This is a genomic window from Blautia hydrogenotrophica DSM 10507, assembly GCF_034356035.1.
GTDB classification, from domain to species: domain Bacteria; phylum Bacillota; class Clostridia; order Lachnospirales; family Lachnospiraceae; genus Blautia_A; species Blautia_A hydrogenotrophica.
Window position 1 is genome coordinate 2,581,845 of the sequence record NZ_CP136423.1, and the last position, 23,969, is coordinate 2,605,813.

General features: G+C 44.6%; 22 protein-coding genes. 3 read left to right on the top strand and 19 right to left on the bottom strand.

Annotation, left to right across the window (positions count from 1 at the left end; genetic code table 11):
• Positions 1–20 precede the first annotated feature (20 nt).
• From dnaJ to BLHYD_RS12435, 19 genes are all read right to left on the bottom strand, one after another.
• Positions 21–1,196, bottom strand: a complete 1,176-nt coding sequence (gene dnaJ / locus BLHYD_RS12345; protein ID WP_005950704.1) for a molecular chaperone DnaJ — start codon at positions 1,194–1,196, stop codon at positions 21–23.
• A 15-nt stretch (positions 1,197–1,211) separates the two neighbouring features.
• The gene (dnaK, locus tag BLHYD_RS12350; RefSeq protein WP_005950701.1) at positions 1,212–3,083 is read right to left on the bottom strand and encodes a molecular chaperone DnaK; all 1,872 of its coding nucleotides are present in this window, start codon (positions 3,081–3,083) and stop codon (positions 1,212–1,214) included.
• Positions 3,084–3,202: 119 nt separating this feature from the next.
• Entirely contained in the window at positions 3,203–3,859 is a 657-nt protein-coding gene (gene grpE / locus BLHYD_RS12355) for a nucleotide exchange factor GrpE (protein ID WP_005950698.1), read from the bottom strand.
• Positions 3,860–3,874: 15 nt separating this feature from the next.
• Positions 3,875–4,912, bottom strand: coding sequence for a heat-inducible transcriptional repressor HrcA (hrcA, locus tag BLHYD_RS12360; RefSeq protein WP_005950695.1), 1,038 nt, complete (start codon positions 4,910–4,912; stop codon positions 3,875–3,877).
• Positions 4,913–5,267: 355 nt separating this feature from the next.
• Positions 5,268–6,029, bottom strand: coding sequence for an acyltransferase domain-containing protein (locus BLHYD_RS12365; RefSeq protein ID WP_021845547.1), 762 nt, complete (start codon positions 6,027–6,029; stop codon positions 5,268–5,270).
• Between the two features lie 317 nt (positions 6,030–6,346).
• On the bottom strand, positions 6,347–6,862 hold the full coding sequence (locus BLHYD_RS12370) for a glycoside hydrolase domain-containing protein (protein WP_196795181.1): 516 nt from the start codon (positions 6,860–6,862) through the stop codon (positions 6,347–6,349).
• A 143-nt stretch (positions 6,863–7,005) separates the two neighbouring features.
• On the bottom strand, positions 7,006–7,251 hold the full coding sequence (locus BLHYD_RS12375) for a glycoside hydrolase domain-containing protein (protein WP_005950685.1): 246 nt from the start codon (positions 7,249–7,251) through the stop codon (positions 7,006–7,008).
• 152 nt (positions 7,252–7,403) lie between these two features.
• Positions 7,404–7,706, bottom strand: a complete 303-nt coding sequence (locus BLHYD_RS12380) for a hypothetical protein (RefSeq protein ID WP_005950683.1) — start codon at positions 7,704–7,706, stop codon at positions 7,404–7,406.
• A gap of 205 nt (positions 7,707–7,911) precedes the next feature.
• Positions 7,912–8,793, bottom strand: coding sequence for an Ig-like domain-containing protein (locus BLHYD_RS12385; RefSeq protein WP_005950681.1), 882 nt, complete (start codon positions 8,791–8,793; stop codon positions 7,912–7,914).
• Between the two features lie 61 nt (positions 8,794–8,854).
• Positions 8,855–10,864, bottom strand: coding sequence for an excinuclease ABC subunit UvrB (uvrB, locus tag BLHYD_RS12390; RefSeq protein WP_005950679.1), 2,010 nt, complete (start codon positions 10,862–10,864; stop codon positions 8,855–8,857).
• A 474-nt stretch (positions 10,865–11,338) separates the two neighbouring features.
• A complete protein-coding gene (locus tag BLHYD_RS12395; protein WP_040350761.1) occupies positions 11,339–11,539 on the bottom strand; it encodes a hypothetical protein in 201 nt (66 codons plus the stop codon).
• Between the two features lie 127 nt (positions 11,540–11,666).
• Positions 11,667–12,290 (bottom strand): sortase family protein, encoded by a 624-nt coding sequence (locus BLHYD_RS12400; RefSeq protein WP_260784672.1) that lies wholly within the window; start codon positions 12,288–12,290, stop codon positions 11,667–11,669.
• Positions 12,265–13,209, bottom strand: a complete 945-nt coding sequence (locus BLHYD_RS12405) for a Cna B-type domain-containing protein (protein WP_005950671.1) — start codon at positions 13,207–13,209, stop codon at positions 12,265–12,267. The genes BLHYD_RS12400 and BLHYD_RS12405 overlap by 26 nt, the downstream gene beginning before the upstream one ends.
• Positions 13,210–13,212: 3 nt before the next feature.
• Entirely contained in the window at positions 13,213–14,043 is an 831-nt protein-coding gene (locus BLHYD_RS12410; RefSeq protein WP_021845542.1) for a class C sortase, read from the bottom strand.
• 82 nt (positions 14,044–14,125) lie between these two features.
• On the bottom strand, positions 14,126–15,718 hold the full coding sequence (locus tag BLHYD_RS12415; RefSeq protein WP_005950644.1) for a SpaH/EbpB family LPXTG-anchored major pilin: 1,593 nt from the start codon (positions 15,716–15,718) through the stop codon (positions 14,126–14,128).
• 3 nt (positions 15,719–15,721) lie between these two features.
• A complete protein-coding gene (locus tag BLHYD_RS12420; RefSeq protein WP_155799578.1) occupies positions 15,722–18,553 on the bottom strand; it encodes a SpaA isopeptide-forming pilin-related protein in 2,832 nt (943 codons plus the stop codon).
• A 34-nt stretch (positions 18,554–18,587) separates the two neighbouring features.
• Positions 18,588–19,169, bottom strand: a complete 582-nt coding sequence (gene lepB / locus BLHYD_RS12425) for a signal peptidase I (RefSeq protein ID WP_005950642.1) — start codon at positions 19,167–19,169, stop codon at positions 18,588–18,590.
• Positions 19,166–19,306 carry a hypothetical protein gene (locus tag BLHYD_RS12430; protein WP_005950641.1) on the bottom strand — a complete coding sequence of 47 codons (141 nt, stop codon included), beginning with the start codon at positions 19,304–19,306 and terminating at the stop codon, positions 19,166–19,168. The genes lepB and BLHYD_RS12430 overlap by 4 nt, the downstream gene beginning before the upstream one ends.
• A 695-nt stretch (positions 19,307–20,001) precedes the next feature.
• Positions 20,002–20,841, bottom strand: coding sequence for a tyrosine-type recombinase/integrase (locus BLHYD_RS12435; protein ID WP_005950640.1), 840 nt, complete (start codon positions 20,839–20,841; stop codon positions 20,002–20,004).
• A gap of 112 nt (positions 20,842–20,953) precedes the next feature.
• On the opposite strand from BLHYD_RS12435, the gene BLHYD_RS12440 reads away from it, so the two are divergent.
• From BLHYD_RS12440 to BLHYD_RS12455, 3 genes are all read left to right on the top strand, one after another.
• Entirely contained in the window at positions 20,954–21,169 is a 216-nt protein-coding gene (locus tag BLHYD_RS12440) for a hypothetical protein (RefSeq protein WP_021845536.1), read from the top strand.
• 268 nt (positions 21,170–21,437) lie between these two features.
• Positions 21,438–23,048: a potassium/proton antiporter gene (locus BLHYD_RS12445; protein WP_005950638.1), complete on the top strand. Its 1,611-nt coding sequence runs from the start codon at positions 21,438–21,440 to the stop codon at positions 23,046–23,048.
• A 556-nt stretch (positions 23,049–23,604) separates the two neighbouring features.
• Positions 23,605–23,760 (top strand): ISAs1 family transposase, encoded by a 156-nt coding sequence (locus BLHYD_RS12455; protein WP_005950632.1) that lies wholly within the window; start codon positions 23,605–23,607, stop codon positions 23,758–23,760.
• The last annotated feature ends 209 nt before the right edge of the window (positions 23,761–23,969 follow it).

Below are 23,969 nucleotides of genomic sequence, written 5' to 3' on the forward strand. Positions count from 1 at the left end.
TCATTTCTCTTTTATAAAATTCACTCTTCAAAAGCTTCTTTTACTTTATCCATGAAGCCTTTTTTCTTCTTCTCTGGTTTGGAAAATGGGCGATTCCCACATGCCTCATCGAACTCTCTGAGTGCCTCCTTCGCCTTTTCATTTAGCTTCGTTGGAACCTGCACTACCAGAGTCACATAATGATCACCGCGCATATTTTTATTACGCAGGGACGGAACTCCTTTTCCCTTCAGTCTTATTCTGGTATCTGTCTGTGTACCCGGCTTCACCTCGTACACTACATCTCCGTCCACCGTACTGATTTTCACTTCTCCACCGAGAGCTGCCTGAGCAAAAGTAATCGGCGCTGTCGAGAAGATATTCATATCCTGTCTCTGGAAAATCGGATGCCTTGCCACAGAAATCTCCACCAGCAAATCGCCTCTCGGTCCCCCATTGACTCCCGGTTCTCCTTTGTCCCGAATTCGTATACTCTGTCCGTCATCAATTCCAGCCGGCACAGACACCTGAATTTTCTTGCGGGACGAAATATACCCAGTTCCACGGCAGTCTGAACATTTCTCTTTGATGATCTTTCCAGTTCCATGGCAATCCGGGCAGGTCTGTACATTCCGCACCATGCCGAACATGCTCTGGCTCGTGGTCACAATCTGGCCTTCCCCGTGACATCTCGGACAGGTCACAGGACTAGTCCCTGGTTTCGCTCCGGTACCGTGACAGGTAGAGCAAGAGTCCTTTAGCATGATTTCCAATTCCTTCTCACAGCCAAACACAGCTTCCTCAAAGGTAATATTCAGCCTCGCCCGCAGATTTGCCCCTCTCATAGGACCATTCTGCGTTCTCCTGCTTCTGCCGCCGCCAAAGAGATCCCCAAAAATATCTCCGAAAATGTCACCCATATCCGCGCCGTTGAAGTCAAAACCGCCAAAACCGCCGAAGCCTCCGGCTCCGCCGCCTGCACCGCCATTCTCAAAAGCTGCATGACCGAACTGATCGTACTGTTTTCTCTTCTGGGGATCGCTCAAAATCGCGTATGCGTTTGTGGCCTCCTTAAATTTTTGCTCGGCATCTTTATCACCCGGATTCACATCCGGGTGATACTTTTTAGCCAGCTTACGATATGCCTTCTTTAATGTCGCCTCATCTGCATTTCGGTCAACACCAAGGACCTCATACAAATCTCTTTTCTCTGCCATGATTAATCATCCTACTTACACTTCTTTGTAATCTGCATCTACCACGTCATCGCCGTAGCCTGCCTCATCACCGCCTGCATTTCCGGCATTTCCACCCATATCCGGGTTCGGACCGCCTGCCTGCTGGGTCTGCTCATACATCTTTGCAAACAGTTTCTGTGCACCCTGCATCAATTTCTCTTGAGCTGCCTTAATCTCTGCTACCTGAGCCTCTGTGGTCTCCTCCGGCTTGGACTGGTTCAACAGGTCTTTCAGAGCATTCAAATCTGCCTCGACCGCTGCCTTGTCACTGGCATCCAATTTATCTCCTGCTTCCTCTAAAGCTTTCTCCGTCTGGAATACCATGGAGTCCGCATCATTTCTCGCATCAATTGCCTCTTTTCTCTTCTTGTCCTGAGCTTCAAACTCCGCTGCTTCTTTTACTGCTTTTTCAATGTCCTCATCAGACATATTGGAGCCTGCTGTGATCGTGATATGCTGCTCTTTTCCAGTACCCAAATCCTTCGCGGACACGTTCACAATACCATTGGCATCAATGTCAAAGGTTACTTCAATCTGAGGAACACCACGTCTTGCTGGCGGAATGCCATCCAGACGGAACTGTCCTAAAGATTTATTATCCCTTGCAAACTGTCTCTCACCTTGCACTACGTTGATGTCTACTGCTGTCTGGTTATCTGCAGCTGTGGAGAAGATCTGACTCTTCTTTGTAGGAATCGTCGTATTTCTCTCGATCAGACGTGTCGCAATTCCTCCCATGGTCTCAATAGACAGTGACAAAGGAGTCACATCCAGAAGAAGGATATCACCTGCACCGGTGTCTCCTGCCAATTTACCTCCCTGAACAGAAGCTCCCAACGCCACACATTCATCCGGATTCAATGTTTTACTCGGCTCTTTTCCTGTCAACTGGCGTACTTTATCCTGTACTGCCGGAATTCTTGTGGAACCACCTACCAACAGTACCTGGCCAAGCTCTGATGCCGTAATCCCCGCGTCAGATAGCGCACGTCTTACTGGCTCCGCAGTTTTCTCAACCAAATCATGAGTCAGCTCATCAAATTTAGCTCTGCTCAAATTCATATCGAAATGTTTTGGTCCCTCTGCTGTAGCTGTGATAAATGGCAGATTGATGTTCGTGGTAGTTGCAGAAGAGAGCTCTTTTTTCGCCTTCTCAGCCGCCTCTTTCAATCTCTGAAGCGCCATCTTATCCGCAGAAAGGTCCACTCCCTCATTTTTCTTAAACTCTGCCAGCATGTAATCTGTCACCTTCTGGTCAAAGTCATCACCGCCCAGACGGTTATTTCCTGCTGTGGACAATACCTCAATAACTCCATCTCCGATCTCAATGATAGATACGTCGAAGGTACCGCCGCCCAAGTCGTAAACCATGATCTTCTGTTCTTTTTCATTGTCCAATCCATAAGCCAGAGCTGCCGCAGTAGGCTCGTTGATGATACGTTTTACATCCAAGCCTGCGATTTTTCCCGCATCCTTCGTAGCCTGACGCTGAGCATCATTAAAGTATGCCGGAACTGTGATAACCGCCTCATTGACTGTCTCTCCCAGATAATCCTCTGCGTCTTTCTTTAATTTTTGTAGGATCATAGCTGAGATTTCCTGAGGTGAATATTTCTTTCCATCAATATTTACACGGTAATCGGTGCCCATCTCTCTTTTGATGGAAGAGATTGTCTTCTCTGCATTGGTAACTGCCTGACGTTTTGCAGGCTCTCCCACCAATCTCTCTCCAGTCTTTGTAAATGCTACCACAGACGGAGTTGTTCTTGCTCCCTCAGTATTCGCGATAACGGTGGGCTGGCCGCCCTCCATAACAGCTACACAACTGTTGGTTGTTCCTAAGTCAATACCAATAATCTTTCCCATGATCTTATTCCTCCTAATTCACACTTGCCGTGCCTGCGCGAAACTTTTCATCTCCGTGCCCGCACGATATGATCTAACTCTCATTCATTTGCTAATCTATGCCAAACTGTCCTCTCGGATCAATTTGCTACTTTTACCATGCTGTGGCGAATGACAAAATCTTTGTAAGTATAACCTTTCTGCAACTCCTCCGCCACCACATTTTCTCCTAAGCTCTCGTCCTCCACATGCATTACCGCGTTGTGGTAGTTAGGATCGAAAGGCTGACCAACCGCCTCAATGGGCTTCACTCCCAGCTCATCCAATGTCGTCATAAGCTGTTTGTAGATCATCTTCATACCATCTGCAAAGGCATCTCCTTCCTGCGCTGTCGCAAGTCCTCTCTCAAAATTGTCCACCACTGGAAGAATCTTTTCTACAATCTCCTTCGCCCCGATGATGTACATACTGGCCTTTTCCTTTTCTGTCCTCTTGCGGAAATTGTCAAATTCTGCCATAGTCCTTTGCAAGCGATCTGTCAAATCTGCAATCTGTTGGTCCTTTTTATCCTTTTTCTCTTTCTTTTTTCCAAAGAAAGAAGTCTTTCCCTTAGGCGCCTCATTCTCAGAAGCTTCCTTATTTTCCTGGACTTCTTCTGTCTTAGCGCTATCGCTTGATGTATCTACATCGTCTGTGCCTTTTTCTTCTGTCTCTGAATTTACTTCAGTCTCAGATGGTTCTTCCTGCACAGTCTCCTGTTTTTCCATTTCCTCCTGAACTTTCTTCTCCTCTGACATTTTACTCCTGCCTTTCTAGGTTTTTTTCTTGAATATATTGTCCAACTGGGTTTTCAGTGTTTTCAAACTATCTACCACATTTTCGTAATCCATACGTTTGGGTCCGATAATCCCAATCGTGCCTTGAAGACCATTTCCCAACTGATAAGTGGCAGTCACCACACTGCAATCTTTCATTGTCTGAATCGGCGTCTCATTACCGATGTAGACCTGAATTCCTGTATTTTCATCCGTACCCATGGTATCTTTTACAAGCTCCACCAACTGCTGTTTTTCCTCAAACGCTGAAATCAGCTCACTGGCGCGGGTACTGTCACTCAGCTCAGGATACTTAAAAATATTCGTCGCCCCTGAAGTGTAGATCTCTGGTTCCTCCTCCAGTTGTATGGTCATGGCCACTTCATCCAGCACGGTGGCAACCACACCGCTATGAATTCCCGCCTGCTCCTTTAGCCTGGCAATCAGTCCCAGATTGATCTCTGCAATCTGCAAGCCATTCAAATTTGTATTTAGCAGTAAATTCAGCTTCAAAATGGTCTCATCGTCCATTCTCTCTTCCAATTCGATGATCTTATTTCGAATCAGATTTCCTTCCGCTACGACCACCGCCAAAAGTTGCAAATCACTGACCCTGGAAAGCTGAATGAATTTCAGGCGATTGCTGGTACACTGCGGAGCTGAGATCAAAGTTGCATAATTAGTATTGGAAGCCAAAACCTTGACCACCTGCTTTAACACTTTCTCCATCTTATCCGTTCGCTCTATCATCAGCTCACGGATTTCTGAAATCTCATCTTCTTTCTCTCGCATCAGTTCATCCACATACAGACGATATCCCTTGTCAGAAGGAATCCGGCCTGCGGAAGTGTGGGGCTGCACAATGTAGCCTAATTCTTCCAGATCAGACATTTCGTTACGGATTGTCGCGGAACTTAGATTCAAATCCGTGTATTTGGAAATCGTTCTCGAGCCCACCGGCTCTCCGCTCTCCAGATAGTTCTGAATGATTGCATGCAGTATTTTCCGTTTACGCTCACTCAATCTCTCATCCAAGAATCCGTCCCTCCTGTCTTACTTTTATTAGCACTCAACTATAAGGAGTGCTAACATCTATGATTAAGATAGCACTACGACTATCGTTTGTCAATAGATTCCCCAAAAAAATTACAGTTTTTGTATAACAGTTCCGTCATACAGTGTACGGGAACATAAAACATACATGTATATTTTTGTAAGCAGACATCTATATGAGCTGAGTACCTTTCCTGAGTAAAACAGTGGCGTCAGTCACGATAAGCACGTAGTGCAGTTTTACAAATGGCGCTGGCTGAACTGTTACGCTTTTATAACGATATTGCCGTGCAGTACCTTGCTTTACCTCTGCCATGGGATATTCTGGCGACAAAATTCAAATTAAAATTCCGTATCCGACACCTGGATTCCTACCATTTAGCAGACAGCGTTTCAGAGACTTTTGAAGTGCCGTGTTCTCCGGATACAACTGCTTATCGACACGAATTTCGCCAAAAACCCTTTCCTCAGCCTGGCGTACTTTTTTATTCACCCTAAGCACCCGAAACCTTTTCTGAAATCGGATAATATTGCTTTCTGCGTTTAACAATTCCAACAGTACAGGAGATAACAGCCACGATTCACAGTCAAACAGCTTATAGCTATCACCAAAAAATCCCCTTGCCTGCTGAATGGACTCACCGCAGGCTTTGGGGGAGAGAGTTCCTCCCTCTGGAATATGAATGTGAATGGATTTTTCTGCTGTGTCTTTTTCAAATTGAAGGCGCCCCAAACGAAACAATTTCATTTTTAGATGAAGTTTCAGCCACTTCTCCTCTGTAAGACCAATGATACACTTTTTCTTGAAGCAATGCGCCGACCAGACTGTAAGATCTGAAAATGTATCATAGTAAACGCAATCTGGGATTCCTGCGCCTTTATAGGCCGGATATAAATCTTCTGCAAACCGAAGATATAGATACAAAAGCATAAACTCTTTTTCCCTGCTTTTCTCTATCTCCTGGAAAAATCTTGTCTCATTCTTATAAAAAATATTCCTCCAGTTCTGGTACGCATATTCCGGCATCATGTATTTTAAAACACAGGAACGAGCTTTTTCTGGAAGCCCGATCTGCTCCATAAATTGTTTTCTGTCCAATCTGTTTTTCCTCCCTCAATAGTCTGTTTTCCCTTCGTCCTTTAAAAGCTCTCATTGAACAGACAGTTTTGCTGTCTAACGGTGCAGCCTCTTAACCTCTTCTTCAAGAGCTGACCTTCTCTCCTCGTCTGCGCTTCTCCCCCCGCCGTGCCGATTTCATTACTTCTTCCTAGTCCATAGTACGAATGGACGCTTTTTATCAAATTGTAGATTTTTTCCTCTAATTCCGGGTATTTTCGCCTTATTTGGCGTACTTTTTTAATATCACGAATAGCCTCAGACATCATAAAAAATCTCGGAGAGCATCTTGTTTCTGTCTACATTCCCGGATAAATAAGAAGCATATCTCCTACCTCAAAATAGGGATGCGCATTATCCTCCAAAGGCTTTTCACACCAAGCGTCATAAGCCCATTTTACGGAACCATTCGTTCCATAAAATGCAACATACCAGATCGTCCATGCCACCTCGCCCGGGTCACTCATAGAAAAAATCCCAGGGCAGTCCGCAATCATACCATACAGATCTGTAAGTTTTCCTTGACTTCTCCGTTCGCCTGCCACAGTCCGAAAAAGAGAGAACGGAATCGGCTTATCACAGATATTAGAAATATGAGGCGTTACCACGAAGAGACGTTCCCGTAACTGTGGATAGAAGTTTCCAACATAACCTCCTGTCTTCAAGGCTTTTCCTTCTTTATCCCATATACTTTCAATCAAGTTTAGCGCCGCTTCCATTTCCTCCTCACTTCTCTCATCCATGGCGAGGATTACCCGGTCAAACCACCCTTTGTCTTCCAGATGGCTCACGTAATTCTTTAAAAAATGCTCCATATTTCTTCCCATATTTTCGTGCCAGGAGCTGCTTTGCACACCCTCTCAATGCCCTCCTCCCTAAAACGTAAAATATTTTCCCACGGTACAATCGAAAAGCACTCGATATAAGAAACTCCGATCTTGGTCAGTAAAAAATTGACCTACTTGTCAAAATCCGTGTAATCAAAACTCCATTTATTCTCTTGTCTTTTCCATTTTATCATAGAAGAATAGTCGCACCAGGTCTGATGATACCAGGGTTCTTTGACAATGGAGGCAGTTCCCTTCTTTTCACCAGCCTTTCTGTATAGTTTCATAAGGTTTACCACAATCGCCACATGTTCCGGTAAAAAGGGCGGAAGACCGTAATATCCAGCACTGGCATACGGATACTGCCATAAATCCAAGTAATAATCATCCCTCTTATCCAGCTTCAGATTAAGAACCCGGATGTGCAGAACAAGCCTTACTTCTTCCCATCGCCAAGAATCACCTTAATCTCTCCCACATAATTCCCTGGAATAACCTTTTCAAACACTGAGACAGCAATCCAGAATGGTTATAGCAATATCTCTTCTGTCCCAACCATGAAATCTTCTTCTATATCAGCACCCCAAATCACATCAGCACTGAAACTGCGGCTGCCAGCCGGCGGTTTCGAAGGATAAAACGGACTCGACTCAGATATCCAGTTACTACCCGTGTAGGTACTGACAAATTTGGGGAATTCCACTTTAACCGAAATCCCTGCTGTCGGATTTCCTCTTTCATCCACAGCCTCCGCTGTCACATGCGCAGCTTTTCCCACTCCTCGCTCTGTAATCAGCATTGCCGCCACACTGCCTTCATCGTTTTTCCACAATATATCACATTTTCTGTAGTTTTATTCCGTTCTGTATTGATCGACACATATCCTCCGCCCTTTGGAAATAAAAGTACAATATGCTTTCATTTCCCCCCCCCCGCATTCTGTTCCCATTGTACCACAGATATGCGACACAGACAGCAGTCAACAAAAAAATGCCGCGTACCTTTTGTACGCGGCGCTCTCACACCTTTGTTCACGTTCACGGTCCCCAGATGAAAGCCTCTCCACCCTGACAGTATTTCTGGTTGTCTGCCATATACTCTTGCTCTGTCGTCTGTTTGCCGTTTTTAAAATAATAGTGGGGCACTGAGCCGTCAGCTTCCATCTGGCCCACTGAATCATGCAGAGTCGTCACCTGCTCACAAACTCCGTCTTTCAACTTTAAAACCATCATGCCGCTGGTTCTGGCCTCCAACATCTGACTCACGGTAAAAGTACCGGTGGATTCCTGATACGAAACCTCAGGCGGCATATCAAAGTCCACGGCGCCCCGAATCACTGCGGCCGTTTTAACTTTGTTATCATGCACTGTAAATACATAGATATAACTGCCATCAAACAGCATCCAGTCCAAAGTTCCATCTCCGTTTAAATCCGCAGCAATATACCGAATTCCTTCTTCCGTATACAGAGGCATCATGGAACAGGTCTGCCCTACCTCTGTCTCTCTCCAGCTCCATTCGTAATCATTCAGGTCTTCCGTGATCCCCGCCTGTTCTCCTTCCTGGGCCATCTTGGAAATCCAATAATTGTAAGTCTTCTCCGTCACCTTTACTACCGTGACCTTACAGGAATATTCTTGATTTCCCACTTTTGCCGTCACTGTAGTCTTTCCAGGCTTTTTTCCGTAGACTGTGCCTTTTTTAGATACTGTCGCTACACTGGTATCTTCACTAGAATAGGAAACCTTCTTCTTTGTCCCTTCCATTTTTAATGTCACCGTCTGATCTACATAGACAGTTGCCCGCTTCGCGTTTAGTCCGATTTTCGCAGCTTCCACCTTTTGCGGTCCGCACAGAATGAGTGCCAACACAAAAAGCAGACCAATCATTCCCATCCAATAACTTTTCTCTCTAGCCATTTTTATAACCTCCCTTGTTCTGATGGATACATTCTAGCACGCTGCATCTGCAATTTTGTTTTTACAACTCAACTTTTTCCAATTCTGCTAGATTTTTTTTCAACTCAATCATCTTATCACGAAGCTGTGCCGCCTGTTCAAAGTTCAAGTCCGCCGCCGCTACCTTCATCTGCTTCTCCACTTTCTGAATCAGTTTTTCCAGCTCTTTTTTACTCATGGACTCCGGATCTTTCTCCAACTGACTCTCCGTCTGAGCTACCGCCTTAGAGATGCTGATCAGATCTCTCACTGATTTCTGAATCGTCTTAGGCGTAATTCCATGTTCTTGATTGTACGCCTCCTGCAGCGCACGGCGCCGCTCTGTCTCGTCAATAGCCATCCGCATAGAATCCGTCATCACATCCGCGTACATCAGCACCCGTCCTTCGCTATTACGGGCTGCACGGCCTATCGTCTGAATCAAAGAAGTTTCTGATCTAAGAAAGCCCTCCTTGTCCGCATCCAGAATCGCCACTAGGGTGATCTCCGGGATATCTAGTCCTTCCCTCAGCAAATTGATTCCCACCAGCACGTCAAAGACATCCAGGCGCATATCCCGGATAATCTGAGTCCGCTCTAGAGTGTCGATATCGGAGTGAAGGTATTTCACCCGTATTCCCAGATCTCTCATGTAATCAGTGAGGTCCTCCGCCATTCTCTTGGTCAGCGTGGTAATCAAAACTTTATGATGTTTCTCCACTTCCTTGTTCACCTCACTCACCAGGTCGTCAATCTGCCCCTCCACCGGACGCACTTCCACCTTGGGGTCTAAAAGTCCCGTTGGTCTTATGATCTGCTCTGCTCTTAAAAGCTCATGCTCCTCCTCATATTCCCCAGGAGTCGCAGATACAAACAGAATCTGGTCAATCTTGCTCTCGAACTCCTGAAAATTCAATGGCCGGTTGTCTTTCGCTGAAGGCAGCCGGAATCCATAATCCACCAATGTCTGTTTTCTGGACTGGTCTCCCGCATACATGCCACGAATCTGCGGCACCGTCTTATGGGACTCGTCGATAATGATCAGAAAGTCATCTCCAAAATAATCTACCAGAGTATAGGGCGGTTCTCCTGGTGCCAATCCCGACAAATGCCTCGAATAGTTCTCAATCCCCGAGCAAAAACCTGTCTCCTTCATCATCTCCACGTCGAAATTCGTTCTCTCTGAAATTCTCTGTGCCTCTAAGAGTTTGTCCTCTCCTTTAAAATAGGAAACTCTCTGTGCCAGCTCTTTCTCAATTTCGTCAGCCGCCTTGAGAATCTGTTCCATGGGAACTACATAGTGGGACGCTGGAAAAACTGCGATGTGATTTAGCTCGCACTTAATCTCCCCCGTTAGGACATCCACTTCTGAGATTCGGTCCACCTCATCCCCGAAAAACTCCACGCGGATCGCAGATTCCGAGTAATCCGCAGGAAAGATCTCCAACACGTCTCCCCGGACTCGGAATGTTCCTCTCTGAAAATCCATCTCATTGCGCGTGTACTGTATGTCGATCAGCTGGCGAATCACCTCATCCCGATCTTTTGTCATTCCCGGTCTGAGAGAGATGACCATGTTCTGATAGTCATCCGGACTTCCCAGTCCGTATATGCAGGAGACACTGGAAATAATAATCACATCCCTGCGTTCACTCAAAGCCGCTGTTGCTGACAGGCGAAGCTTCTCAATCTCATCGTTGATGGAGGAATCCTTAGCGATATACGTATCTGTGGAAGGGACGTAGGCCTCCGGTTGGTAGTAGTCGTAGTAGGAGACGAAATACTCTACAGAATTATCTGGGAAAAATTCTTTAAATTCTCCGTACAACTGAGCTGCCAGTGTCTTATTGTGTGCAATGATCAACGTCGGCTTTTGTAACTGCTCAATCACATTTGCCATCGTAAATGTCTTGCCAGAACCCGTAACCCCTAGTAAAGTCTGGCATTGATTACCTTCCTTGAATCCTTTTACAAGTTTTTTTATCGCCTCCGGTTGATCACCTGTGGGCTTATATTCTGATACTAAATGAAATAATTTTTCTTTTTTTTCCACGCTACCCGCTCCTTACTATGACTACTATCAGCCCGATTTTCACAAAAATTCGTACAATAAAATCCAAAAAACAAGGCTAATATGACCATTGTACGAATTAAGTCACTAAAAAACGCTTTTTGACTGCGCGATACTCTCCAATATTGCATGATATTTGTTGATATTTACTGGTTCAGTATAGCACAATATTTCATATTTGCATAGGTAAAATCGAACAAATATTCTGCTTTCTTTTTACATATTTATTCAATTTATTTTATATTATTCACCGCAAATTCCTTGCATTTTATCCTCTTTTATATACATATTTTATGGGAATTTATCTTTTTTTTATCTATTGTTTATCAGTGTCTCTCTCTTTTCCGCTACTATAAGGATACCGGAGCTGTTGATTCAAAAAAAGCGCCGGACACAGGAAACATCTCCTCCTGTATCCGGCGCTTCTGTCTGTTTTTGTCCTCTGCTCTGCCGCTATCAGCTTTGGCTTTGCTGTATTTTCCATTCTTTCGTTTTCGCCTGCTCGGCTATGACACGGGCGTACCATCCGCCGCATTTGAAAAGTTCACAGTGCGTACCTCTTTCTGATAGGTTTCCGTCCTGTAAAACCAGGATCTGATCTGCATTGACGATGGTATTCAGCTGGCGCGCGATAACGATGACGTTTTTGTCTCTCATAAGGTATCCAGAGTCCTGTTGATTTTCCTTCCACCTGGCGCGTATATCTGTAAAAAGAGAGTCTTTAACTGCAGACACAGTTTAACAATGAATTTATACTGTCAACAACCAGTATGTCCCAATTATATCAGACTGAATCAAGGTATATTCTCTTCTCGTTGCCCGTATACCTGTTCTGCGTAACCAGCACCAGATCACCGTCTGAGGAACGGTTCGCTTTCTCTGAAACAGATACAATATTATATGTATACACCTCTCCCCAGATATCTGTAAATCTCACCTCCATGCCTTCATTCAGCACGGATATGCTTCGGAACAGGCCACCGCGGAGCGAATCTTTGATGACAAGGTTCCCGCTCTCCGCTGATCCCGATTCGCACTTAGGCATATATTTTCCGTCCTCATACTCTGATTGTACTGGCCAGGCCTCTTCAATGAGCGGAATCTCGAGTATTCCGATGCACGAAATCTCCTTGACCTCCAGATATGCCCCCTCCTGATTCGTACTTCCTTCCTGCACAAAGCCTTTCGTCTGCTCGGGAAGAAGAGAAATAAGCCTCTCAAGAATCTCATCGCACTGCTTATGCGCCTGATTTTCCTGGTATTTAGAATTACACATCAGAGCAGAGGCCAACAAAAGAACAACAGCTCCTGCATAAAGGAAAATCCGACCGGAAGCCCAGCCAGATCCTCTGTTATCTTTTCTGTCTCTACTTTCTACATCTTTATCTTTTATGAACCTGCTTTGCATCTCTCTTCCTTCTCCAAATCGTCAGTCCCGCGATAATAAGTATGAGTCCGCTGAGGAAAAGAAGAATAGCGGTATATAACAGAGCCGTCCCATCTCCTGTCTTCGGAGGTTCTTTGCCCTCTTCCCTGTATGTGTTGGAGATCATAAAGGCAGTCTGGTTTTTCTCGACCATGACCGTATACCCTTCCGGTATATTCCGCTCTACAACCTGCCATACACTTCCGTCGTCCTCTGTTTTCCACACGTACGACCAGTCGTTCTCCTCCGACAGAGTCTGAACACTGTGCCGCTCTCCGTCCTTTAAAATTTCAACAGTAATATCCTTTGGTCTGACTGAGCCGTCCCCATCGTTGCTCCAGTACTTTACAATCCTATACTCCTTCTTCTCGCCGGTCGGTATAAATGTCTCGTATTTTGTCTCTACTTCAGTCTCATATACCCACTCTCCAGCTTCGTTCATAGAAGGAACTGTCACAAGCACAGGTACCGGATCATATCGAACGCCTTCATGAATAATACTTTCTCCGTCAATCAGATACACGCCCTTTGCAAGACCGCTGAAATACAGATCTCCATTCATATCTGTACGCCCTGAATGATCCGCTTCGATTCTGTCTGCTTTCACATAGGAGGCCAGAGTCTGCGCTGCCGCTGCCATACTTTCAGTATCAAGAGCATTTAAATCCATCTGGAACTCCTTAAATTCACCTGTAAGCTCAAACTCCCAACTGTCGGTGATATCGCCCACGCGGTATACCCAGAACTGCGCCTCCTGCACAGGAGTATATTTCAGATGTATTTCTCCCGTCTGCTCCGCTTCCCCGGCACAGACCGGCTGTGTTGTAAATACCATACAGGACATAAGAATTGCCGCCAGAATGCCTCCTCTTTTGTATAACACTTTTACTCTATTTATCATACACTACCGCCCTCCTTTTCTTTCATATATCCTCCGTACCAGAAACCAGAGAATCCCCCCTGCTAAAAGGATAACTACAGCCACTGCCAGCACTACAATAACTATATCAATCTGAACCGCATCGGCCGGAATCCGTTGGGCAGATACAGCATTGGCGATACGATACCCCCGTACTAGAAGTCTATGACTGTTGATTCCGTAGGGCGTACAGGTCAGAAGAGTACAGTAATCTTTTCCCTCCTCGATCTCCAGATCCTCAACCTCCCGGGGCTCTACAATTCGTATCTGATCCACCTGATATGTAAGTGTCCTGTCGAGAACATGGATGGAGAAGGTGTCCCCCTCTTCCATCTCATCGAGATTGCTGAAAAGCTTTGCCGAGGGCAGCCCCCTGTGTCCTGTCAGAACACAGTGAGTCCCGCTTCCGCCGACCGGAAGAGAGCTTCCCTCCAGATGTCCCACAGCGATCTGCAACACGGTATCCTCTGTCCCATGATATATTGGAAGGGACATTTTAAGTTTCGGTATCTCTACATACCCCATAATGCCTGTCCCTGTCACATCAAGAAGAGAATTATATTCTTCCTCTTCTGCTTCTGTCAGACGATACCTGTTCTCCTTTTTCTCCAGGAGTCTGCTGTTATACGCCTCCGCATCCTCCATCATGCTGCCATACTCCGCCGCATCCATCTGAGATACCCCCTCAGTGTAGGCGGCAATAGCTCTGGATTGATGATATGAATTCCAATAATCACTGACTGTCGGATACAGCAGTAAGGAAAGTCCGGTAAACATTACAAGAAGCAGTAAAACAGTTGTCAATTTCTTCCTCATACTGGATTCTCCTTACTGCTGTATAGAAGGGAAAGAAAATCCCTCTATACAGCAAATGATTATTTAGCCTGTAAGCTGTTTATTATTTTTTACCTAAACATTTTCTCAGCACGAGAACAGTGCCCGCACCTAGAACGATAGCTGCGCCCAGAACATAGAATACAGTTGTACCCATGCCGCCTGTTGACGGAAGTATGGAGCCTTTAGTATTCCGAATTTCTATACTGACTAATCCCTCTTCAATATTTCCCGTCATCCGTTCATTATTCACGTCGACACTAATCTCCTTTAACGCATTGCTCGCAACACCTGCCCAGTTCTGGCCATTAACTGTAACTGCAGTAATTTGGACAGGAATTGGACCAACAATTTTATTATATCCGTCAGGCGCCTGTATTTCTTCCAGATAATATGTACCATCATCTAGACCTGTTATATGAAAGCTCCCTTCTGAATCTGACGTAAAGATTGTGCCCTCGTTTTCCTCACCTGTCCAGCCGGTTACAATTCCGCTCTCAGCTTTGACATATTCGCCCTCGCCACGATACAATTTAAATGTCGCATTTTCCAGACCTGCCTTATCTTCAGCGTCAATTTTTGTGACAGTTAACATATAAGTAAATACAATGACCTTGTCTTCTGGAGTCTGTCCTGTGGAATCCTCCCCGCCAGGGTTAGGATTATTGGAAAACTCAAGATAAGCATCAGTCGGGTTACCCGGCAGACCAACCTCTGCGTTCTCCTTAAGTGTAGCATCATATTCTACAATAATGTATTTATCCGAGTCGATTCCAGGAATATCTTTTAAATTGTCAAAAGAAAGCGTATACCCGTTTTCTGTAGGAGTCAGATTCCATAAACTTCCATCTATCTCCGCCTTATCTGTTCCGCTTTTATCAGAAGCAATGTAAACCTTTACTGAATCTCCAATCAATGTAAACTTATCTGTAAGATTATCATGAAATGCATAATAATACTCATCATATGCATCCATTGCCTCTTCATCTGGTATTGTACCAATCAGTTTGTAAGGTACAGTGTCGCCGATATTCCAGTCAGCCACATCGTTGTATCCTTCACCATAACCACCGTCTTTCGCATATTTGTCATCTTCTCGAACCTTTTTCTCCATAGCCGGCACGTCAGATTTTGGAGTAACCTTTACATCGCTTACTACCTTAAGGATAAAATCTGTGTAAGCATCTGTTTTATCCACACTATCATCTTTATCTTTTACCAGATAATATCCGGCTCCAAAAACTGATATGACATATAAACCATTTTCATCTTCTGAAGTCCCAGCCACATCGGTAAGATATTTTTCTGCAATATCTGCAAATTTTTCTGCATTTGCCGAAAACTGATCCAATACTTTCGCCACATCAGCGGCACTCTCACAATCTTCATATTCATCTAATTTGTCTTTAAGTTCTGTCAGCAATGCGTCTGCTTGGCTTTTTACCGCTGATCCCCATTCAATATTGGAGAGAGTCGTTCCATCCTCTGACAGATCTCCCGTAAATACTTGATAAGCCTCATAGACGTGGTCAGCCTTGGCATTAGTAATAGTAATCGTATAGCTTTGCTCATTATTTTGGGCAAATGCTGTGAGATTCATGGCAAATGTCATAATTACTACTAACAGAAGACTGACAATTTTCTTCATTCTCTTCATTTTTTATCCCCTCCATTTTTTATTTTTTCTATACAAAACACAGGCGCCGCCGCAGACGAACACTATCCCTGCAATTGTATACAAACCTGTTCCTGTGGAACCCGTTTCCGGAAGCCGATATTGAATCCTCTGATCCTCAACTTCAATCGGTACTGCTACATCTGTACCGCCGTCAACAGGTCCTTCTGTATCACCGCAATTTATAACTTTAAGCATTTTATCTCCCTCGCGGTAAAGACCAGATTTGGTTGCTGTATCAATCAAACAATCTACCTCTTCTCCGTCGGAATCGTCATAATAGAACCAATATCTTGTATCGCTGAGCTGATAATGGTCCGGCGCTTTTGTCTCCTGAATATAATAGAGCTGGTTACTGCTCAGATAAAATCCATTTGACGGATCCCCTTTATAGGCTATACTTCCCTTCTCATCTGTGGTATCCTCCGTGAGTAACTCGCCGTTTAATGAAAATATACCGTATGTCGCCCCAGGCACCAGATTGCCGAAATCCGTATCCTTTTTGACAACCGTAAGCATATATTGCATTGACTCAAATATGGTATCTCCAATCGTTCCTTCTGAACTGTCTTCAAATTCCTTTCCAAACGCCTCTACGGCAACTTTATTTTCATAGTTCCCGCCTTTGCTGCCGGACTCTGCTGTCACATAATATGTAATGACATATTCGAATGCCCCGGGATGCAAAATCTGTATTTTTACAACATGAAGCTCCTCACTCACTTCCACCACATAATCACTGCCGTAATTCAGCACCTGTTCTATGCCGTCCGCCGCTGTCGCCGTAACCTCAACGGAGCCTTTTCTGTAATAAATGTTATCGCTCATCTTATCTGTAACAACAAGCTTTTCTTGTCTTGATAAATCGATTTTTCCCGAATTGACTATGATTTTAAACTGTCCGCTGCCGCTCATATTCGATTTTTCTACTATATATGGAATTTCATAGCGAATGCGTCTACTATCCTCATCCTTTTCATCTTTTCTCAAATATACATTATTTTCACCTTTATCTCCGGGAGATAAAATCATCTCCTCATTTTCTTCAATATACTTTATCGTTATCGTTGTCTCTCCCGTCAGGTACCAGTCTGTGCACCAGCCTTCGGGAATCCCTTCAACAGCCTTATCGCTGCACCCCTCATGCGAATCTGTTCTTGATACAAAGTACAGCTCTAATTTCATTTTCTCATCATACCAATAATATGCCATTTTATCTGCCACAGCAGCATCCTGCGCAGACGACAAAACTTTTTCAGTATTGCCATTTTTTAATATAATCACCGCTTTGCTGAGATCGGGGTAGTAATCCTTAATCCACCTTCCCTGGTCCTGAATACTCCACGATGCATACTGATTTTCATATCCGGGAATTGTCGCTTTTATAGTCCATTCCATTCTGCCTTCAGCATTAATCTTACCGGATTTCTCCACTTTGCCTTTCTGCCCCGGCTCCGGTTTTGACACAATATCTATATCCGGGCTGACCAGTTCTCCATCCTCGTTCTTATCGAAGCTGACTGAAACACTGAAAATCAACTTGAGCCGAATCTTCGTGTTGTCATACATCTGCAGAACAACTTTGTTGCCTTCCTCCTCAATAATCAGCCTGCCTATAATTGTGCCATCGTTTGCCGCTATATTCTCATTTTTTATCGCCGAAGCTGTAATTCCTTCAGGCATAGTATACACATATCTTCCGGCATCCGGAATCCCCCCCGGAGCATACATCTTGAAATCAAATGTATACCCCTCACCTTCATATATCTGATACTTTTCACCGCCTTTTTCTACTTCATTTCCCTCCGTGTCAACAAGCTTTATCTCAAATACAGGCTCCTCTTTTCCCATCTTACGTCCAAGAACGTACTCTTCCAGGTCAATATCGCCCGTCTCTTTCTCTTCAGACTTGTTCTCTTCCTGTTTTACAGAATCATCCGCACTGCTCTGCTCTTTCTGTGCGCCGTCGCTTGTAGGCTCGTCCACATTATCCTTAGAGCTCTCCGTTCCGCCGGAAGATGGCTCTTTATCCTCTCCGGGATTCTCTGCGTCGCCGGACGGTATCGCCTCATCTCCTGAAGAGGGCTCTACAGTTCCATCTGTATTCTCTTTATCATCAGATGGAACTGCCTCCTCTTGGGAAGGAGTGTTCGTCTCTTCGTCAGTACCTTTGTAAATATTCTCAGCTTTACTCAGGTTTCCGTATCCCGCCGGTTGTACCTGTAATGTCGCCACGCTGCCGTCCACATCTCCTGCAACGACAGTGACTGCTCCGTATGCAGCGTCAGTCACAACTCCCACCTGGTCACCCTGAAGAAATGCAATATCTCCCGTTTGCGGGCTGTAGCTATCTGAATTCTCATATATTCCTTTTTCTTCAAATGCCTCTTTAAAATCCGTGGCAGCATCCTCCTGCGGAACAGCACTCTCCGGTATCTGGGCGTAATACAGGCAGAATGACAGGAACATTCCGTTCCATTCTCCGCACGGATCACCGTACCAGTTTCCGTAATATGTATATCCATCGTCCTCAGTGTCAGCCTCTGTTCCCGTACTCTCTGAGTACCCGATCTGGGACTCTGCCACAGCTGTGAGATCCTCCGCCCACACGCCTGAAAGACTCTGCGGCAGCGCTCTCTCCCACTCAGCCGTATTTGCTCCCGCTGCCTGACCACTCTCCATCGTCGCTGCCGGAAGAATAAGCATATATCTTGTTCCCAACATCACAACAGCAGACAGACAGATTATGATTCGATGCCACAGTGAGCTTCTTTTCCATTCTTTTATGAAGTCTCTTTCCTGTTTGTTTCGTTTCACCTGGTATTCCCTCCCTTTCACTTTCTCTCTGCTTCTATTCAACCGCGCCAACTTCTGTCAATGGCCAGATCCGGAATACAATTTTTCCCACAATCTGTTCCTCAGAAACACAACCGACTGCTCTGCTGCGGCTGTCCAGAGAAGTGCCTCTGTTGTCGCCGCAAACAAAAATCCTGCCCTCCGGAACCTGATAAGGCATTTCGATATCACATTCCCCAAGTGCCCCCTCCTTCAGATAAGGCTCATCCAGCAGTTCATTGTTAACGTATATATAGCCGTCCTCGGCAACATTCACCCAGTCTCCCGTAAAAGCGATAACCCGCTTTACAAGGACTTTGTTGTTATAGTAAAAAGAGATAATGTCACCCTGTTCAAAGTCCGAACTCTTTAATGCTATAACAATGTTTCCCGGTTTCAGCGTTGGTGACATGGAACTTCCGTAAATTCTCAAAACCGGCACAAGCAGAACCGCTATCAGCACTGCAGCAGCCGCTGTAATCAGGATAAACGCCGTATTTCGAATAGTTCTTCTAAAACGCCGTCGCTTTTTTTCTCTTTTAAGTTCTGTCTCCAACTGAAAAATCTCAGGAATCACCAATGGCTCTTTTCTTTTCATCGCCCCACCTCTTCTTCAAACTCCTCTGCACATGCCCCGATATTTTCCAGGTATTGAATAGCTGCCTGCTGCGCAGCCCCATAAAATCTGTTCAGCTTCAGAGCAACCTCCGCAATAGAACCAGCTTCATCTATCAATATCCTTCTGTTTTCCAGCTACCTCTTGGCCAACCACTCCTTCAGTTCCTCGGCCTCTCTTCTCTGCTCCAAAAGCATTTCCAGAAGTTCCTTGCGGCTAAGTCTGTGCATCTCTCTTTCCGTCATATGTAATTCTCAACCCAATCTGTTTCTTTTATACTAACAGCAGCTATACATTTCATTGGCTCTATAGTGACGATCCTGGCGTCATAATCCTTATTCTGTCGGTCATACCTATGGTGCTGTGTTCGGATTGACTGTTAAAAAACCACATAATCAACATTATGTGGTAGATTACGATTTCCTGAAATTTTAGAATAATGTTGAAACAAACGTTCTGAATTGCGAGAAATTATTTCTGGCACTGAGATTATGCATCTGCGGCAGGCAACATTTCAATTAATACTTTCTGCCGTAACGAAAGCTTTGCACAGTATATCTTCGTATATTTAACAGAAAAAAAGTTTTGCGCCCTGAAAAAAGCGCAGAATACCAGGCCTTTCCGTTTTTCAAAAAACAGTAAGGCCTATTTCTGGTGTTGTTTATTTCTTTACAAAAAAATAGAATTCAATCGGATTGTTTTAGATAGATTATTTTTTCATATTTTAGAACTTGACCGTAGCGTCTTTTGATAATATAATAATATAAAGTATGTAATAGCGTTTGAGTAACTACATAATGTTGATTATGTGGTATCATATAACAAGTCCCAGGGCATCCATTCTCTGCCTATGTTCCACCCCGGATGATTTTATATAAATTCTCGTAGTATTGATACTGCTGTGTCCTAAAACGTCCGCTAGCTTTGCAATGTCCTTGTCAGCAGCATAAAAGCATCTTGCGAATAAATGTCTCAGGTTGTGGGGAAATACTTTTTTCGTCTCCACACCTGCTTTCCCGCACAGCCGCTTCATCATCTTCCATATATTAGATCGGTCTAGCGGTCTGCCTGTCCGCGTCACAAACACAGCGCCTGATGAAATCTTCTGTGATCCCATATACCTTTTTAAAACTTTTCTCAGTTTTCCGGGTATCAGTACGGTTCTTGTCTTACCCTTCATGTGGATCAGTGCCTCCCCGTTACAGACAGCCTCTGCCGTGATAAAGCTCAATTCAGAGACTCGGATGCCTGTTCCGCAGATAGTCTGAAGTAGAAGCGCCAGCTTCTCCTGGCCAAGACTGCGCGCCGTGTTCACCATACATAGATATTCATTCTTAGAAAGCTCCTTTTCTTTTGCACAGTATGTTTTTTTCTGAATTCTAAGCTGCTTCACCTTCAGCTCTGTCGCTCCGGAATAATTTAAAAAACCGTTGATTGCGGCAAGCTTCACATTTACGCTTGCCGGAAGATACTCTTTCCTGAGCTTTTCTTTATACTGGATTACACTCTCTTTGCAAAATCCATGTTTCTTTATATACATCAAAAAGCTCTGTATATCTCTCTGATACTGTTTTATTGTCGCTAGGCTCCTCTCCTGTCTCTTCAAATAGTCCAAATAAGAATCTAATTGAACACTTGTAACTGTATCACCCATTCTTAAACACCTCCTACATGTATTCTGAATGTATTTATCCTATGATATACTAGCGAATACATATTTTCGTCCCGGAAATAACAAAAAGAAAACAAAGACGAGGTGAATCATATTGAAAAAGAAATCACAAAAGCAGATAGTCGATGACTATGACTACGTCACCAATACGACGTCTGCTGTGGACTGTACAGGGCTGATCCCTTCACTTCCGCAGAATGAGGCCGAGCTCGAGTCCTACAAAGAAATCTATCATTACCAGTCCTCGCTGGATGACAGCCAGTCTCAGAACCCTCCGCCAGCAGTAAATAAAAAGCGCTCATTTTTTTAATTTTTGAAACAATTGGTACAGATGTGCCACTTTTTGTTCATATGCTGTAAAAATACCTATTTGTAAGCGTTTTTTCTTGACAATATTTTTTATTTCACTATATAATTTTTTGTAGATGTTTACACTCCAATATCCATTGGGAAATATGGCCCGCAATACGTCAAGCCATCCTTTTGATTTCCAAATGTCCTCCGTTATCTATAAGATGTCAGTCATATAAAACGCCTTCCACTCTTTCCATTTTATAGATAGAAAGGAATTAAATTATATGTTCTCATTTACCACTTTGCTCCTGCTTGTATCTGCCGTCCTACTGATCTGCTCCATCCTCAAACGGGTATCCGGCCGTTTGGGTATTCCCTCCCTCCTGGCCTTTATCTTACTGGGGATGATCTTTGGTTCGGACGGGATATTTAAGATCCACTTTGAAAATTATGAATTTTCCGAACAGATCAGTACGCTCGCTCTCGTCTTTATTATTTTTTACGGCGGTTTCGGAACCAACTGGAAAGAAGCAAAACCCGCGGCAGCGGCGTCGATTCTACTCTCCAGTCTCGGTACGGTCATGACCGCCCTGCTTACTGGACTGTTCTGCCACCTATTTCTGCGCATGGATATACTGGAGGGAATGCTCTGCGGCGCTCTTTTAAGCTCCACCGACGCTGCGTCCGTCTTCTCTATCCTCCGTTCCCGCAATCTTGCGCTGAAAGAAAATACCGCCCCTCTTCTGGAAGTGGAGAGCGGCTCCAACGATCCCGTTGCCTACACGCTGACCATAATCCTTCTGACCGCTATGGGAAGCAGCGTCACCTTCTCTGACGCCGGTATTCTTCTGCTGAAACAACTTGTCATCGGCGCGTTGTTCGGCTTTACGATCGGGCTGATCGTGCGGTGGACGTTGCAGAAGCATCCTTTCGAGGGCTCCGGGATTGAAACCATTTTCATCGTCGCGGTCGCCCTGTTCGGATATGCCATGCCTACCGCGCTGGATGGAAACGGTTTTTTAAGCGTTTACATTACCGGAATCATTCTCGGGAACAGCATTCTTCCAGAAAAGACTATCCTGGTGCCGTTTTTTGACGGCGTCACAAGTATCCTCCAGGCAATCCTGTTCTTTCTGCTCGGACTTTTGTCTTTCCCATCCGAAATGGTGAATGTATGGTTGCCCGCTTTAGCTATCGCTCTGTTTTTGACATTTATTGCCCGCCCTGTCGCTGTATTCCTCCTGCTGACTCCTTTTCGCGGGAGTATCCGGAAAAGCCTTCTGGTGTCCTTTGCCGGCCTGCGGGGAGCCGCCTCCATTGTATTTGCCATCATCACCGTATTAAGTCCTATCAGTACGGAAAACGATCTGTTCCACATTGCTTTTGTCGTCGTCCTGTTTTCCATCGCTCTGCAGGGAAGTCTGCTGCCACTTATTGCCAACAAACTGAACATGATCGACAAAGAGGGGAATGTTTTTAAAACATTTACTGACTATGTGGATGAGACTCCGATAAACTTTATTCAATTTGCCATCACCAAAAACCATGAATGGTGCGATAAATGCGTATCGGAGCTGACACTTCCGCCCGGCTCGATCCTTGTCAACCTGCAAAGGGGAGAAACTCAGCTTGTTCCAAAGGGAGATACCCGTCTTCTTGATGGAGATCTGCTTGTCATGTGTTCCATGGAATGTAAGCAGGTTCCGGATCTGTTTCTGACCGAAAAGCTTATTGAAAAAAACGATCTGCATGCTGACTCCACACTGGCGGATGTGTCCGGACATTCCACTTCCCTGATCATTATGATCCAGCGCGGGGAAGAATACCTCATCCCGGATGGCGCCACCGTATTAAAAGAGGGAGACCGTCTTATCATCCACAGACAGGTATCCTGAGAAACACTTTCACACAAATTGCGCAAACTGCTGTAATGAGGCTCGCCCCATTACAGCGGCACGTCAAACCCATGAGTAAATAAATTATGAACAACACACTTTTGGCTGGTACAATAAAAGAATAAGGGGTGTTGTTCATATGGAAGAGTTACTGCTTTGGATGGTGTATATTGAAGATGTGCATCAGGAAAAAAAGTATAGCATTTGCTAAAAGATATTTTGGTGATGGTTTTGTTTGTGGCATTAACCAATGCAGACGACTGGGTGGAAATGGCACTTTTCGCAGAAACTTATCAGGAGTACTTTAAAAAATATTTAAAAATGGAGTGCCTTCCCATGATACCCTCCGCCGTGTAATAGGGATGATCTCACCGGTATTTTACAACAGCTTTACGAAAAATGACAGGAACTGTTAAACCGTGAGGAGGGAGGGTTTCTCAAAATGCTCATCTGTATTGATGGGAAAACTATACGCGGGAATAAGCGGAAAGAAGAAAAGCCTGCACATATTGTATCTGCATGATGTAAAGAAAATGGTTTCTGCCTTGGTCAGAAAGTGGTAGAAGAAAAAAGCAATGAGATTACAGTGATACCGGACTTAGTGGACAAATTACAGATCAAAGGGCAGGTCATAGCTATTGATGTGATGGGGACACAGAAAGAGATTGCAGAAAAGATACGCAGCAAACGTGCAGATTACGTTCTGGCGTAAAATGGAATCAAAAACCCTGTATGAAAAACTCAAAAAATATTTTGCAGAGAAGGCGTTTCGTATAAAAATATTCGACTGCCAATGCTTACCACAGCAGTTTTTGGAGCAGCTTTGTACACCTTTTATTATTACAGAAATAATTACTCTTCTGACACCTGCCTACAAAGCTTCTTTACGAATCTATATCTGTAGATTACTGTTATTGGATG

Excerpts from the sequence above, each read along its gene's own strand:
- BLHYD_RS12445 (WP_005950638.1), top strand. The coding sequence starts at position 21,438 with ATGTTCTCATTTACCACTTTGCTCCTGCTTGTATCTGCCGTCCTACTG.
- BLHYD_RS12400 (WP_260784672.1), bottom strand. The coding sequence starts at position 12,290 with ATGCAAAGCAGGTTCATAAAAGATAAAGATGTAGAAAGTAGAGACAGA.
- BLHYD_RS12410 (WP_021845542.1), bottom strand. The coding sequence starts at position 14,043 with ATGAGGAAGAAATTGACAACTGTTTTACTGCTTCTTGTAATGTTTACC.
- lepB (WP_005950642.1), bottom strand. The coding sequence starts at position 19,169 with ATGAAAAGAAAAGAGCCATTGGTGATTCCTGAGATTTTTCAGTTGGAG.
- BLHYD_RS12370 (WP_196795181.1), bottom strand. The coding sequence starts at position 6,862 with ATGGAGCATTTTTTAAAGAATTACGTGAGCCATCTGGAAGACAAAGGG.
- dnaJ (WP_005950704.1), bottom strand. The coding sequence starts at position 1,196 with ATGGCAGAGAAAAGAGATTTGTATGAGGTCCTTGGTGTTGACCGAAAT.
- BLHYD_RS12405 (WP_005950671.1), bottom strand. The coding sequence starts at position 13,209 with ATGATAAATAGAGTAAAAGTGTTATACAAAAGAGGAGGCATTCTGGCG.
- BLHYD_RS12415 (WP_005950644.1), bottom strand. The coding sequence starts at position 15,718 with ATGAAGAGAATGAAGAAAATTGTCAGTCTTCTGTTAGTAGTAATTATG.
- dnaK (WP_005950701.1), bottom strand. The coding sequence starts at position 3,083 with ATGGGAAAGATTATTGGTATTGACTTAGGAACAACCAACAGTTGTGTA.
- BLHYD_RS12385 (WP_005950681.1), bottom strand. The coding sequence starts at position 8,793 with ATGGCTAGAGAGAAAAGTTATTGGATGGGAATGATTGGTCTGCTTTTT.
- BLHYD_RS12395 (WP_040350761.1), bottom strand. The coding sequence starts at position 11,539 with ATGAGAGACAAAAACGTCATCGTTATCGCGCGCCAGCTGAATACCATC.
- grpE (WP_005950698.1), bottom strand. The coding sequence starts at position 3,859 with ATGTCAGAGGAGAAGAAAGTTCAGGAGGAAATGGAAAAACAGGAGACT.
- BLHYD_RS12435 (WP_005950640.1), bottom strand. The coding sequence starts at position 20,841 with ATGGGTGATACAGTTACAAGTGTTCAATTAGATTCTTATTTGGACTAT.